This is a genomic window from Vibrio sp. HS-50-1 (genome assembly GCF_024747315.1).
GTDB lineage: Bacteria > Pseudomonadota > Gammaproteobacteria > Enterobacterales > Vibrionaceae > Vibrio > Vibrio diabolicus.
Window position 1 is genome coordinate 135,847 of record NZ_JAMPZF010000001.1, and the last position, 13,726, is coordinate 149,572.

At 45.4% G+C, this 13,726-nt stretch carries 13 protein-coding genes and 1 pseudogene; 3 read left to right on the forward strand and 11 right to left on the reverse strand.

The window, feature by feature from the left end; translation table 11 throughout:
* Nucleotides 1-485 precede the first annotated feature (485 nt).
* Nucleotides 486-1,403 (forward strand): leukocidin family pore-forming toxin, encoded by a 918-nt coding sequence (locus NDJ01_RS00585; RefSeq protein ID WP_053809756.1) that lies wholly within the window; start codon nt 486-488, stop codon nt 1,401-1,403.
* A 68-nt stretch (nt 1,404-1,471) separates the two neighbouring features.
* Entirely contained in the window at nt 1,472-2,155 is a 684-nt protein-coding gene (locus NDJ01_RS00590; protein ID WP_145532930.1) for a topoisomerase I, read from the forward strand.
* Between the two features lie 66 nt (nt 2,156-2,221).
* Here the strand turns inward: NDJ01_RS00590 and NDJ01_RS00595 are convergent, their stop codons facing one another.
* From NDJ01_RS00595 to NDJ01_RS00635, 9 genes and pseudogenes are all read right to left on the reverse strand, one after another.
* The gene (locus NDJ01_RS00595) at nt 2,222-2,926 is read right to left on the reverse strand and encodes an ABC transporter ATP-binding protein (RefSeq protein ID WP_130545155.1); all 705 of its coding nucleotides are present in this window, start codon (nt 2,924-2,926) and stop codon (nt 2,222-2,224) included.
* 22 nt (nt 2,927-2,948) lie between these two features.
* Complete coding sequence (locus tag NDJ01_RS00600) at nt 2,949-4,232, reverse strand: ABC transporter permease (RefSeq protein WP_145532928.1); 1,284 nt, start codon at nt 4,230-4,232, stop codon at nt 2,949-2,951.
* A gap of 2 nt (nt 4,233-4,234) precedes the next feature.
* Nucleotides 4,235-5,449, reverse strand: a complete 1,215-nt coding sequence (locus tag NDJ01_RS00605; protein WP_145532926.1) for an ABC transporter permease — start codon at nt 5,447-5,449, stop codon at nt 4,235-4,237.
* Nucleotides 5,446-6,717: a TolC family protein gene (locus tag NDJ01_RS00610; RefSeq protein ID WP_258586075.1), complete on the reverse strand. Its 1,272-nt coding sequence runs from the start codon at nt 6,715-6,717 to the stop codon at nt 5,446-5,448. The genes NDJ01_RS00605 and NDJ01_RS00610 overlap by 4 nt, the downstream gene beginning before the upstream one ends.
* The gene (locus NDJ01_RS00615; protein ID WP_258586076.1) at nt 6,710-7,843 is read right to left on the reverse strand and encodes an efflux RND transporter periplasmic adaptor subunit; all 1,134 of its coding nucleotides are present in this window, start codon (nt 7,841-7,843) and stop codon (nt 6,710-6,712) included. Before NDJ01_RS00615 ends, NDJ01_RS00610 begins: the two co-directional genes overlap by 8 nt.
* 227 nt (nt 7,844-8,070) lie before the next feature.
* The gene (locus tag NDJ01_RS00620; protein ID WP_258586077.1) at nt 8,071-8,631 is read right to left on the reverse strand and encodes a GNAT family N-acetyltransferase; all 561 of its coding nucleotides are present in this window, start codon (nt 8,629-8,631) and stop codon (nt 8,071-8,073) included.
* A gap of 3 nt (nt 8,632-8,634) precedes the next feature.
* Entirely contained in the window at nt 8,635-9,060 is a 426-nt protein-coding gene (locus tag NDJ01_RS00625; RefSeq protein ID WP_258586078.1) for a GNAT family N-acetyltransferase, read from the reverse strand.
* Between the two features lie 19 nt (nt 9,061-9,079).
* Nucleotides 9,080-9,835 carry a class I SAM-dependent methyltransferase gene (locus NDJ01_RS00630; protein ID WP_258586079.1) on the reverse strand — a complete coding sequence of 252 codons (756 nt, stop codon included), beginning with the start codon at nt 9,833-9,835 and terminating at the stop codon, nt 9,080-9,082.
* 25 nt (nt 9,836-9,860) lie between these two features.
* Nucleotides 9,861-10,074, reverse strand: a pseudogene (locus NDJ01_RS00635) (class I SAM-dependent methyltransferase); the annotation flags it as partial.
* 398 nt (nt 10,075-10,472) lie between these two features.
* On the opposite strand from NDJ01_RS00635, the gene NDJ01_RS00640 reads away from it, so the two are divergent.
* Nucleotides 10,473-11,006 carry a hypothetical protein gene (locus tag NDJ01_RS00640; RefSeq protein ID WP_258586080.1) on the forward strand — a complete coding sequence of 178 codons (534 nt, stop codon included), beginning with the start codon at nt 10,473-10,475 and terminating at the stop codon, nt 11,004-11,006.
* Nucleotides 11,007-11,055: 49 nt separating this feature from the next.
* Here the strand turns inward: NDJ01_RS00640 and NDJ01_RS00645 are convergent, their stop codons facing one another.
* On the reverse strand, nt 11,056-11,571 hold the full coding sequence (locus tag NDJ01_RS00645) for a protein disulfide oxidoreductase (RefSeq protein ID WP_124008325.1): 516 nt from the start codon (nt 11,569-11,571) through the stop codon (nt 11,056-11,058).
* Nucleotides 11,568-13,679, reverse strand: coding sequence for a protein-disulfide reductase DsbD (locus NDJ01_RS00650; RefSeq protein WP_258586081.1), 2,112 nt, complete (start codon nt 13,677-13,679; stop codon nt 11,568-11,570). Before NDJ01_RS00650 ends, NDJ01_RS00645 begins: the two co-directional genes overlap by 4 nt.
* Nucleotides 13,680-13,726: the final 47 nt, after the last annotated feature.

Sequence of the window (13,726 nt, forward strand, 5' to 3'; positions counted from 1 at the left end):
ATTTCTTTCCTATATTTACCATCTCAAACGTAAAGTTTAATTTTTCCGTTTTAAAAGAACATATAATCTCATACACGAATATGACAAATTCATTGACGGACTTTGTCACCCAACTATTACATTAAGCTCGAAAAACCAATAACAAAAACCTCAACAATAACATGGTTAACACTTATAAATTTCACTTCTGTCAATAAGGAAATTTAAACATAATATTAGAAAATAAAAATTAAGTAACAACTTAAAAAGGCAAGACTTAATAACCGAATTCTTATTTATTATAGTTGAGTAGTGAATTTAAAAACTATGAGACATTAATCCCACGAATCTATACTTTTCCTTTTTTTATTAAAAAACAAGATGCAATATTTCACCGCTCAATTATTGAGCACCAATTAATAACCAGTCCATAATTATAAAACACCCATAGAGTTATTGTTAAAACCCAATAATAACCTTTATGGGCTGACTAATAGGAAACAACAATGGAAAAACAGCATCTTTCCGCGAGTATTATCGCGCTCGCATTACTTGGTTCTCTAGCTCCAGCACATGCTGAAGATACATTAAAAGCTTACACTTCGACCTTGCTACAGCTCGATGATAGCGATGCACGCTCGAAGAAAATCCGCTTAATTTACTCATTAGAAAATGTCTGGAACCAATCTTTGCTGCCGAATGGAGCTAAGGAAGCCAAGTTGCTTCTAAACGGAGGCTCTGGTTTCGACATGACTAATGTACCGAATAAAGAGCAGATCTATGGTTTTGCCACCGGTGGAGACTACCGTTACACAATCCCAACAGCCTTTAAACTGGCACTGAGTTATTTAAATGGTGCCCCTTTACGTCATATGAGCCATGCTCCAGAAAACACTATTGCAACAGCATCTGTCAGTGAGTCTTTGGACTTTAATCTTGGCTTCAGTGCTTCTGATTCTCCAAATATTAGCGGTGGTATCTCCTGGAGCAACCGCGTAACTTACGATCAACCAGAATTTCAGACGGTGGCTGATTTTGATCAGACCAATGAGAGCATTAATTGGCTTATCGAAAACCAGACTATCCGCCACAATACTCCACCTAAAGACTGGTTATTGTACCGTTGGACCAGCTGTGACATGGGCAACTTAATTGACTATAGCGAATTACCTGTCGTGATGCGCTCTGACTTTAAACCGCAAGTCGGTGTTGTATATCGAAAAAATGATATTCAAGATGGCCTAGATACATCAGAAGTCAAGCTGGTTGCAGGTTGGCGAAAAACCAATTACTACTTTGGTCGTGACTGGTGTAGCTGGTATACCACCCCAGAAAATACCTGGAAGAAAAATCGTGATAGCAGTCAATGGACAGAGACTAGCCGAGCCGTAACTATCTCTTGGAATGACGCGCTCTACCACTAACTTATTAGCCTGCGGCCACGGAGTGAATAAGTGGCCGCCGTATTTACTAATGAAATAAACGGTAAGACATGACAAGTAATAAAAAACTCTTGACTGGATCGGCGCTAGCACTTGGTGCAGTACTCGCCATATTTCTGATTAATTCAAATAACAAGAATGCCCAGACCGAACCTGTTGCAAGCCTTGACGAGCAAATCAAGACAGAAGACGCTGCGACAATAAGTGTAACGCCTCCTGAGAGCGATGCTGCTCAAAAGGTGGTTACCACTCCAACACCACAAAGTGGCAATGATGATACTTCCGACGTCATTCCAGCTACACCTTGGATATCTGCCCCATTAAATGAACTGAGCAATGAACTGTACGATTTTATTGAAGCTGAACAGGTAAGTTACATCAGTACGACCGACTATCCATTCGACGAGCAAAAGCAAAAACAATTGCGAACATTAGCTAAGCAAGGGGTTCCTATCTTGTTTGACAATACGGAGTCATCCTATTTGGATAGCTACGGTGTCAGCGAAACCAAAGTCGTATCAGAGTATTTTGGTACGGCGTCTGAAGGTGATGTCATCATCGCTACCGGAGTACAGAATGCAGATGGCAGCATTCATTATCTAGTTTTGCCTTTGAAGAGCAAAGATCTCAACGATAACAGTAAATTGATTGAGGACACTAAGCTCGCAATCACTCTACTTAAAGAACAAAAGCATGACTTGATAAAAGAGAGACAAAACGAACATCGCGAATAAAAAGTAAAGGGAGATAGCCTCTGTATCGCTATTTCCCTTAAAACTCAGTTCTCAATTAAGAAAAGCTCATTTCTCCCTACTTACCGGCACCCTATCCGAAATCACCTTGCCGTCTTTGATGGTGATGATGCGTTTAGTGCGCTCTGCCAGAGCGTTATCGTGCGTCACGATGATCAATGTTCTACCTTCGGCGTGGAGTTGGTTGAACAAAGCTTCAATCTCTGCGCCGGATTTTGAATCCAATGCACCCGTTGGTTCATCCGCTAAGATAATTTGCGGATCATTGACCAAGGCTCTGGCGATAGCAACTCTCTGCTTTTGACCACCAGAAAGCTGGTTTGGTTTATGGTCTAAACGATCCCCTAGCCCGACTTGCTCTAGCAATTTAGCTGCGCGCTGGCGACGTTCTTTGGCTTTGATACCAGAGTAAACCAACGGCAGTGCCACGTTATCAAGCGCCGTCGCGTATTCCAATAAGTTAAAGCTTTGGAAGACAAATCCGATCTTTTGGTTACGAATGCCAGCCAGCTCATTCGCACTTAAACTTGCGACGTTTTGGCCGCCAAGTTGGTACTCGCCATCGGTGGGCTTATCTAAACAGCCGAGCATGTTCATCAACGTTGACTTACCCGAACCGGACGGGCCAAGAATCGAAAGAAACTCGCCTTGATTAATGGTTAAGTCAACGCCGTCTAGCGCGCGAACTTCCGCCTCCCCACTAGAGTAGTATTTACAGATGTTGGTCAGCTCAACAAGCGGCTTGTTCGACATGTTCTTTCCAGAGTTATTGTTGTTATTCACTTTGTAGCGCCTCCAACGGGCTGACTTTTGCGGCTCGGTTTGCAGGTAACCATGCAGATGCCACACCAATGATCACTAAGGTGAGGATGACAATCGCGACAACGACCCACGACAACTCAGGGACAGGTTTACCCAGTTGTTCATAAAAGGCATTGCCCTCTAAAGGAATGGAACTGATGGCAGACACCAGCGCGTACGTCACGGCTAATCCAAGCGCGCCCCCCATCATCATTGTCAATAAAGACTGCACTAAATAGTGCATGCGAATGGCCGTTGGGGTTGCACCGACTGCCATGCGCACGCCGATATCACGCGTAGATCGCTTTACGGTGGCATACATCACATTGGCGATGCCAACGCCAGCAACAGCTAACGTCACGAAGCCGATAATGCCAAGAAAACTCTGCAAACCTATCAGAAACTGCTGCATACTCTTTTGCTTAAGGAACATATCATCGACTTGGACGATCTGCTCATCGCTGACACTTGCCCCGTGCTTACGGGCAATCACTTGCCTGATCGTCTTTGCTAAGGCTTCTCGGTCTACATCGGCTTGTGGTTGCACATTGATGCCACCAATTTCACCGTTGACATGAAATCGCTTCCACGTCGCTAACGGCACAAAGCTGGAATAGTTGATAAGATCCCCCAGCTCTATTTGAGCGCTGTTTTTCTCCAATACGCCAACAACAGTGAACTCCTCATTGCCGATTTTTACCTTTTTCCCCACAGGGTTGACTTGCAATGTGACTGTCGCAAACCAACTAAAGTCCTCATTCGGGTTGAATAAGTCGGCTGCCAGTTCATAACCCAGTACAACGACTTTGCGCGTCTCTTTTTGATCGAGTGGGTTTAACCATCGCCCCCCCGCCATCGGCACCAAATTGGCCATGGATTGAAACTCGCTCGTGACCGCTAACGGCTCTTGCCACGAGCTTCTGTCACCAACGGTGATGCGCTCTTTCCACTTCGCCGTTGGCGCAACGCTTTTTACATCGGGTAACGCTCGAACGACCTCTGAATCGTCCATTTTTAGTGTCAGAAACTTACCTTGGTGAAAAGCACCGTGGTCGACGGTGGCCATCCCTCCGGTCAAATAGATCAAGTTGCCGTTACCATTTTGTGCGGTTTTCAATACGCCCTGACGAATACCCTCACCTACCGCCAACATAGCAGCGATACAAAGGGTCGCCCACGCTACAGCCAGAATGGTCAAACCCAATCTCAGCTTTTCTGCGGCCATTTCTTGGAAAATTTGTCTCATCGGTAACAACATGACTAAGCCCTCGCGCTCAAAGCAATGACTGGCGTGAGACGCGATGCTCGCCTTGCTGGGAAATACGATGCCATCAATGCCAAGATAAGCGTCACAAGTAAAGACCAAGCAATGGAATCTGGCGTGATCACAGGTAAACCAATCCATTCCGGTAATGCCATGCTGCTTAGGACAGACACCACGGCATACGAAAACATCAGACCTAATGCCGTGCCCACGGCTACCAGAATAAACCCTTCAAGAATAAACTGACTGAGTATGGATTTTTGAGTCGCCCCGATCGCCAAACGCACACCGATTTCACGCGTGCGCTCAGTGACAGATAAAAACATGATGTTGGCAACGCCAAGCGCACCGACCGCCATGGTCATCGCACCGCTCGCTCCGAGAAAAATCTGAATGCCACGCAAAATGCCACTGATGACCGCCGCACCTTCACTAAAATCGGGTAATTCGACCGCATCTTTATCACTTGGGTCAAAATGAAGCTGCTTGGCGAAAAAGTTCACGATATTTTGTCGAAACGACGGTGCATCCATCCCGTCTCTCGGCTTCATCAATACCATCCAAGGTTTCGTATCCCACAAATCGCGGTACGTTGTTTGAGGAATGAAAACCGTGCGGCTATCGCCGAATGAAATGCCAGTGTCCTCACCGCCGGTTATCCCAATAACCAAAAACGGAATGCCGTTGACTTTGAGCCTATCCCCGATTTGGATTCCGCCCATTTGCGCAATTTGATCGCCTAACACTGCCAGGCGAGTGTGGTTGTTCATATCACTTGGTGACAGGTTTCTCGAACCGGATTGCAGCTTGCGTTGCATTAAAGGAAAGTAAGACGTATCAATACCGCTGACCGTACTCGATAAGTTCTGTCCTTTGAGATTGGTGATATTCGCATCCCATTTGGCGTAAACGCTCGACGCCTGTTGCACGAAGCCCGACTGTTTGATCATGTCGACTTTTTCTTGTGGAATATCAATTTGTCGTCTTGAAGGTAACCCTTGCCACGGTTTACTGGTACTCGACGGAAACATCACTTGCACATTGTTGATCATAAATGAAAACGACTGGGTCTGATGGCGATAAAAGCCTTCGCCAAGTGCGATTAACACCACCACAGAGATCACGCCCCAAGCAATCGCGATAATGGCTAGCACGCTCTTCATGCGGTGCGCCATCAACGTTTGCCAAGTTTGCTGCAACAGGCTGCTCATGAATGAAAAGCCCGAGAGATCAACGCCATGGTATCGTCATCGAGTTTCCCTGCGGTTTGCAGTAAGCCGATTCTCTTACGCCAATAGCTGTACAAGTTGGTTTGCAGACTGTTTTTCGCCTCAAACAAGCTGTTGTGTGCACTGATAACTTCCGACACTTCAAGCAGACCAGCGTCGTAAAGTTTCTCTTTGCTTTGCAACACTCTGGCGCGCGACTCAACCAGCTCGTTCGCTATTAAAACTTGATTCCAATTGATATCGACCTGCGTAAACTGCTGAATAACTCGTTTCTGAATATCAATTTCCACTCTACGCATATCTTGCTTAGCACTTAAAATGTTCAACGATGCTTCGTCCACTTTCGCTCGCACTGCACCATTGAGGTCAATCGGCAAACTCAAACTAATCCCAGCGTTAAACTCACCGCTTGAACGATTGTCACCATCGTTGTAGCCCACACTTCCTTTGACGGTTGGGTAGTATCCACCTTTAGCTGAATCTTTCGCGAACTCGCTCGCTTTCACCATCTGCGCCGCCACCAACAGCTCTGGACTGCTGTCTTTCGCCAGCTTTAGCCATTGCTCCTGAGAGTCCACCAGCATCGGTGGCTGAATCAAAGAATCCGTTCGAATTTGGTCGACACTCTCGGGCATTTGATTAATTAACGCCGCAAGCTCTGCTTTTTTCACTTCGAGATCGGCTTTTGCATTGAGGATACTTGCTTGCTCAGAGACTTGATTCGCTCGCATCTCTTCAACATCAACCGACTTCACTTTGCCTGCTCGATAGCGTTTCTCGATGATGTTGAGAAGTTCTTTCCCCTCCTCCAGCTTGGACTGCGCCAATTTGAGGTCGCCCAGTGCGCTTGCCACATCTAGGTAAGCAGTGAGAAACTTCTGCGCAAGCTCGTTATGCGATTGAGATAGCTCTAACTGTGCTTTGAGATAATTGGCATTCGCTTGATCCAGTTCCGACCACAAGCTGCTATCCCAAATAGTTTGAGATAAGGTAGCACCGTAACTGTTCGAATGGCTTGAGGACTCATTCCAATCCGCTGACGCACTGGCACTTAAACCCGGCAATAACGCACTGCGGCTACTCTGTACGCCAACCTCGCCAAGCTGGACGCCGATTTTCGCTTTTTCGTAATTTGGATCGTTCTGCTTTGCTTGTTGCCAAGCTTGTTCAATAGAAATTGCGTAGGTCGGCAAACTGAGCGTGGAAGCCAACAATGCAAAGGCGATTGTTGATCGTTGCAGCTTAACCATGCGCCGCTCCCATCATACTGTTGTCGATAACCTCTTCATCAAGCTCCACGCCGTCAAGCACTTCGACATTGATGCCATCTGACAGACCGAGTTTCACAGGTTGTTTATGAAACCCTTGTTCTGAGCTATCAGGGATCAGAACATTCGGTGCGTCACCATCAAATTGCAGAGCGCGCTCCGGTAGCGTGAGCACGTTTTCAGACTTCTTCAGAATGATTTGAGCCGTCGAAGAAAAACCAGAACGAAGCAACACATCTTGTGGGATCTTGAGTTCTCCCACTTCAACCTCAAAACCGTTATCAAAACTTTTTGCCGAAGCGTTGCCTTCTGGTGAGTTAAGGTTTTCAGATTGAATCGCCACTTTGGTTAGCGCACCAGAAATCGCCACATCAGGATAAGGCGCAACCGTCAACATAACGGGCATTCCCGGAGACAACTGCGCAGCATCATGCTCACTGACGCTGCCTTTAAAAATCAGACTGTTCATGTCGGCCAATGACATCATTTCAGTCGCGGCTTGGCTTGATTGAGTCGAGATGATCGGCTCTCCGACCTCAACTTTCTGGTTGAGTACCGTGCCATCAATTGGCGCGTAGATCGTCGACGTTAAACGCGCATCACCGATAGACGCCTCACCACTGCGGATGAGTTCGAGATTCTGGCGCTTTTGCAATACGTCCGCTTGCGCAGATTTGACTGCCGAGCGCGCACTTACGTATTCGTCGTAGTTACTTGGAATAATGTCCTGCTTGACCAAGCTTTCTAAGTTGGACAGTTTTTGTTTGGCGGATTCCAGATCGGCTTCACTACGCATGAGTTCTGCCGATGCATCCGTTAATGCTTGGGGGGTTGGGTTTGGACGCACTTTGATCAGCGGCTGGCCTTGCTTCACCTTTTCACCAACTTTCGCGTAAATTTCACCGACGATACCGTCGATTTGTGACTTGATAGACACGGAGTGTGCAGGGACAATTTTACCAACAGCCACCGCTTGTTTTTCAATCGTGCCTTTTTCCACAATCAATGTAGGCAGCAATTCTGGTTGAGCGGCAGATTGGAGATAGAAATACGTACCACCGCCGAGCAGCGCAATGCTCACAGCGGAGACAAGCCAACGTTTCGTCATTATTTATTCCAACAATTATTGGGTAGTCTAATGACTACTCCTAAAACACAAAGTTGAAGGAATAATATCCTGCTTTAATAGCGGTTTGGTTGTCACAGTTGGTATGGTTTTGTCAGTCGCCTCTGACAATCAAAGACTAAAAAATCTCGACGAATCATTCAGCAAAGACGCTGTCTACGATGGCGACTAACATGCTCTGTAACCGCTCATTTCAACCGCCACCTATTTTATTCTGAACAATGTGCAAAATGGCGCAGTTCTGTATCCTCCAATCGCATATCCATACAGTCTTGCGCCTCACGTCCTAGAGCAGGAAAAACCGCATGCGCTTTTAAAATGCCTTGGCTGATAAAGCCACATTTCTCCAACACACGAATACTCGCGTGGTTGCCAATATGCGGGGTAGTGCGAATGCGCGTTATACCCAAGCTTTGCAGGTAAACAACGCCAAGTTTGCAGGCTTGGGTTGCATAGCCTTTTCCCTGATAGCGAGCAGAAATACCAAAATGGATTTCACTGCTGTCTTGCTCAGGTATCAGCACCAGACAACCAATAGGAGTTTGAGAAGTGAGTTCTTCAATAGCGAAGACTAATAGATTGGGAGACTTTTGATCATATAGAGCGCACCATCTTTCGATGGCTTCAAGGGTTTGATTAGAATTTTGGTGGGCTTGGCGATTGAGGAAGCGGTATGCTTGCTCATCGCCTAAATAGTTTTCAAACAGAGGAGCAGAGTCTGTTGTTTTGAGGTGTCTGATTGCCACTTGTTGAGATTCAACTCTCATCATGATTTAGCTCTGATAAACATTCGGTTTCCAGATTTGCATGAAGTTTTCTACTGGAGCAATAGGAGTGAACCCAAACTGTTCGTACAACCCATGAGCATCGCGGGTTGCAAGCATCATACGGCGTAAGCCTTGTAGTTCTGGATGAGCAACAATTTCTGAGATCAACCACTTACTGATGCCTTTACCACGATGTGCCTCCACAACAAACACATCGGCAAGGTACGCAAACGTGGTACGATCGGTAATTAACCGAGCAAAAGCAACGAGTTGATTTTCGTCATCCAAAACCGCGAAACAGAACGAATTTCGCAATGACTTCTCAAAGCGTTCTCTTGGAATACCCTTTCCCCAATAACTGTTTGAAATGAACTCGTAGATAACGCCTAAATCCATGTCATCTAACAATGTAGTAATTCGAAACCCTTGCATTGTATCCCTCAACATTGGTTTATATTTTCTCAGCCACACAGACAAGCGAGTTGGCATTCGCCTCAAATACTTGTGCTGACCAAGATTGGTACTTCTCTATAATTCTGAATCCCGCTTGTTCAAGGAAAACCTCTATGTCTTCCAGCGGGCGATATTTTAAATCAATGCTGGAATGCTCAATCGTTCCACTTTCAAAATGGCGCTCTTTGTTCAAATACATGATGGACGTTTGCAAGTCATACTCGGCCTTCATACCGAAATAATTCACTTCACCATAGGTTGGAGAAACATAGGTTTGCCACAGCGCCATCTCATGATCCAATTCTAGATTCTCTGGCGTTGGTAACCGCGTATCGAAGACAAATCGCCCACCTTTTTCTAGGTGCTTTGATATTGAGCTCAGTGCGCCTGCCAGCATGTCGTCACTTAAAAAGGCTTGGAATGCATTCCCTGTCATTATGGCTAGGTCAAACTTCTTACCTAACGAAAACTGGGTTGCGTCGAGATGAAGAAAACGTAAGTTACTCCTACTTTTGGCTTTGTCCTTTGCGTGTTTGAGCATCCCTTCAGAAATATCAATGCCAATGGCTTCGTTGAGTTGCTCAGAGACTGGAATCGTGACAATGCCGGAACCACAACAGACATCCAGTACACTTCGAGCATTGGTTTCTTCGATTAACCTTGTGATGAAAGCAATGTCGTAATGGTAATGCTGCTCGTATTGGGCATCGTATTCAATGCCCGACCCGAACTTGGTTAAATCTTGTGTTTTCAAAAACAGTCCTTGTTTGTTACTTATTTCAGCGGTGTGACTTTTTCAGCTCTAGCATCAAGTATCGACACACATAACCAACACCAGATACGTAACCAATCACATTTTCTAAGGAAACCACTTCCAACCCCCGCCTGCTGACAGAGTTGTTCAACTTCACTTTCGGTATATGCCTTATGCACGACCGATCCACTATAAGTATTTCGGGGCAAATCTTGTCCATCCGGATCGTGGTATTGAAACATCCATCATTTCGTCCTTGATAACCAGAACGATGCTCGAATGTAACACGCAATACGCACCTAGGCACTTATTAAATAGCTAATTTTCTATGAAACGTAACCGACTGGTTATTCAGCGATAACCAGTAGAAATAGATGAAATTTTGAAAAGTACTAGCCCGTGATTCCGATGGAATTTTTAAGTGCATAAAGAAAAAATATGTCCTGATAATCTGCTTCGATTATTCAGCGAATCTTATTTCCATCATTCTATTCGCTGTATATAAAAACAATATTTAAATTAACATAACAAACCTATCGCTTATTATTTTCCATTTAAATAATGATTCTTATTTTTAATATCATTCTATAATTAAAGTGCTCAAATTCTCATGTTGTATTAACTTGAGGTTTAATTTATGAAATTAACTCCATATTTAACTGCTGTTATTTCGGTCAGCTGCGCTTTTGGCGCATTCGCAGCCGATGATTCAAAAGCACTTTTAGAAGATGCACTGAGTGCTGCACCACCGACTATTCGCGATAAAGTAACAGTGATGGACTGGAACAATAATGTTCTGCAAGAAGGTTCTAGCCAATACACTTGCTTCCCAACGCCACCTCAATTGGAAGGCATTGCTCCAATGTGTATGGATGGTCCTTGGATGGAATGGGCAGACGCTTGGATGAACAAAAAACCTTTCCAAGCCAAAGCATTAGGCATTTCTTACATGTTAGCGGGTGATGGCGGTGCCAGTAACACCGACCCATTTGCAGAAGGGATGACGGACGATAATCAATGGATTGTGGAAGGACCACACTTGATGATTACTACCCCAGACCAAGCGTTGCTGGACTCTCTACCAACCGACCCAAGTTATGGTGGCCCATACGTAATGTGGAAAGGCACTCCATACGCACACATTATGATTCCCGTTGGAGCGAGAAAATAAAAAGAAAAAATCCGATATTCAGTATTTTGAATATCGGATTTTTATTTAGTTATTGAGCTAACCAAATTCTCGCCAATATTCCTATCGGCGTTGTAACGCCTGTCGTAATAGAGGTCACTTCACCATTTCTTAAAATATAAATGGTTGGAGTCACGCTAATTTTCCATTCACGCATAATATCGCTTGAAGGATCGTTTATGTTTTCAAAACGATATTCTTTTGCCTGCATAAACTGCGCCACACGCTCATTTGGCCCTGATGAGCCAGAAACGCCAACTACGGCATAGTCATCACTCAGCCAGCTCACGCTTGGACTTACAAATTTACAAGCGGGACACCAAGTCGCCCAAAAGTAAACAACGACAGGTTGTTCATGACTTTGCGCGATTGCATCGAAATATTCACCATCGCTCAATACGGAGCTCAATGGTGGAGCCTCCTGTTTAGGAATATCTTTAGTGCGATACCAATCCATCACGATGGAAATGACGGTGACAATGAGCACCATCTGTACGATTTGAATGAGCCAATATCGGAATGTTCTACGCTGCTTTGTCGAACTCATTGAATGGTTCCCCCACTCGCTTGTTTCACCGCGCTTAAAACAACATCATCAGTCAGAATCACAGGTAACGGGATACCTTGTGGCGCCGCCGGGCCATAGACGATGTTAAACGGCACACCGTAACGCCCATGAGCTCGTAAAAAGTCCGTTACCGAGCCGTCCGGATGTGTCCAATCCCCTTTTAACGTCGCCACATTAGGGCTTTGCAGCAATGAGTAGACAGGATCTTGCCAGATCACGCCGATCTTGTTCGCTTTACACGTGACACACCAATCCGCAGTCACATCCACAAACACCACTCGCCCATTACTGACGTGCTCTTCAATTGCTGAATTAGAAAGCTTTTGCCAAGCTAGATCATCCGGAAGTGGCGTTGCCCACTGGTCAGCAGTGACACTGCCAAGTAGTAAGCCGCCAGCTATTAACACTAACGATGCGGTCCCTGATACAGCAAGTACTTTCTCACCATACACACGCTTAACTCTTGCCATCATGACGACAAAAGCAACCACAGCGATGAGTGCAATCCATAACATCGGTACATGATTTGCCATTAATGAAAGTAGCCAAACGCTGGTTGCCAACATCATTATGCCAAACACGATCTTAACGACATTCATCCATGGACCAGGCTTTGGTAGTTTTAGCGCGATACTTGGAAACACAGCGACTAAGATCCAAGGCAGTGCCATACCCAATGCTAATGCTGTAAAGGTTGCAAATAACGTTAATACGTCCGCGCCCAAGGCAAAAGCAACGGCAGTGCCTAAAAACGGTGCGGAACAAGGTGTCGCAAGCAAAGTAGCGAACATACCTTGAACGTAGTGACCCACTAGAGAGTTATCACCTTTCGATGCGAGCCATGTATTGGTACCCGATGACAGACGGATTTCAAATAACCCCAACATATTGGCGCCGAACAAAGCAGTGACTAGTACCATCAATCCTAGGAACCAAGGGCTTTGGAACTGCACGCCCCAACCGATCGCGTTACCCGTAAGCTTCAACACCAAAATGAATCCAGCTATCAGCCAGAACGAAGTGAGAATCCCCAGAGAAGAAGCGATAAACTGGGTACGAATTTGACGGCGCTCTACACCATGCGCAGCCACAATACTGCTGAGCTTCATCCCCAAAACCGGAAGAACACACGGCATGATGTTCAAAATCAAACCGCCTAACAGTGCAAATAAGAAAATACTCGCTAAAGAGGTAGTTGGCAGTGACGATGTAACCGCTCCTGCTTGTGCTTGTGTTACCTCTTCGACCAGCAAGTTATCATCTTTGATAGAAACATATAACGATTGTTCATTAAGCTCTACCTCACCCAGCCAGGTATCAACCGAGTAATTTGCTGTGACGATATCACCTTCTTGCTGAAGTCCATCCAACTTAAAGCTGTAGTCACGAATCGCATCACCAACACCATCCACCAACACTTGAGGATTTTGCCAACCTTGCGTGTTCTTTAGTTTGATTTGTAATTTGGATTGAGTCACATCCCAATTTGTTTGCGTGACCTCAACAAAAGGCGAAGATTGAGGAACATTACTCGCCGCTTGGGCGTAACTGAACATCACGTCTTCGTCCACTTTCAGCTCAGAAGGTAAGAACGTCAATTGGATTTGGTAGTCCGTCAGCACACAAATCGTCGTACAGGAAGAAAGCGTGAGCACTGCATCAATCGTGACGGGTTTCGACATATCGTCGATATGCAGCGTCATTGGGAACAAAGTGTCGCCTTTGTAACCGAGAGTCTCAATGCCCAATAACTCGAACTTTTGCGGATATGGCCATTGCCAATCAACCTTGCTCAGGTTTTGCGAGTTTTGCCAATCTATCGATGGCGCGACACCACCCTCGCCCGGCGATCGCCAATAAGTTTTCCAGTCTCCGGTTAACTTGACATCCAAATAACCTGTAAGTGTTTTGGCTTGCGGATCTTGTTGACCCGTTAGTACAAAGCGCGTTTGCACTGGAGGATGTTGCGGGTTAGTCATCCAACCGGTATCGGTAGTTTGTGCTGAAATATTCAGAGAGAACAAACTCAACGCCAGCGTCATAAAGAACATAGACGCGAACTGAGTCAGTTTGGTAATTTGATTCATAGTAATTCCTAATAATAAAAACAAATGTGCTAAATCGCTGACTTTAT

What these genes read in the sequence shown, in the direction of transcription:
- NDJ01_RS00585 (WP_053809756.1), top strand. Translation starts at nt 486, where the DNA reads ATGGAAAAACAGCATCTTTCCGCGAGTATTATCGCGCTCGCATTACTT.
- NDJ01_RS00590 (WP_145532930.1), top strand. Translation starts at nt 1,472, where the DNA reads ATGACAAGTAATAAAAAACTCTTGACTGGATCGGCGCTAGCACTTGGT.
- NDJ01_RS00595 (WP_130545155.1), bottom strand. Translation starts at nt 2,926, where the DNA reads ATGTCGAACAAGCCGCTTGTTGAGCTGACCAACATCTGTAAATACTAC.
- NDJ01_RS00600 (WP_145532928.1), bottom strand. Translation starts at nt 4,232, where the DNA reads ATGTTGTTACCGATGAGACAAATTTTCCAAGAAATGGCCGCAGAAAAG.
- NDJ01_RS00605 (WP_145532926.1), bottom strand. Translation starts at nt 5,449, where the DNA reads ATGAGCAGCCTGTTGCAGCAAACTTGGCAAACGTTGATGGCGCACCGC.
- NDJ01_RS00610 (WP_258586075.1), bottom strand. Translation starts at nt 6,717, where the DNA reads ATGGTTAAGCTGCAACGATCAACAATCGCCTTTGCATTGTTGGCTTCC.
- NDJ01_RS00615 (WP_258586076.1), bottom strand. Translation starts at nt 7,843, where the DNA reads ATGACGAAACGTTGGCTTGTCTCCGCTGTGAGCATTGCGCTGCTCGGC.
- NDJ01_RS00620 (WP_258586077.1), bottom strand. Translation starts at nt 8,631, where the DNA reads ATGATGAGAGTTGAATCTCAACAAGTGGCAATCAGACACCTCAAAACA.
- NDJ01_RS00625 (WP_258586078.1), bottom strand. Translation starts at nt 9,060, where the DNA reads ATGCAAGGGTTTCGAATTACTACATTGTTAGATGACATGGATTTAGGC.
- NDJ01_RS00640 (WP_258586080.1), top strand. Translation starts at nt 10,473, where the DNA reads ATGAAATTAACTCCATATTTAACTGCTGTTATTTCGGTCAGCTGCGCT.
- NDJ01_RS00645 (WP_124008325.1), bottom strand. Translation starts at nt 11,571, where the DNA reads ATGAGTTCGACAAAGCAGCGTAGAACATTCCGATATTGGCTCATTCAA.
- NDJ01_RS00650 (WP_258586081.1), bottom strand. Translation starts at nt 13,679, where the DNA reads ATGAATCAAATTACCAAACTGACTCAGTTCGCGTCTATGTTCTTTATG.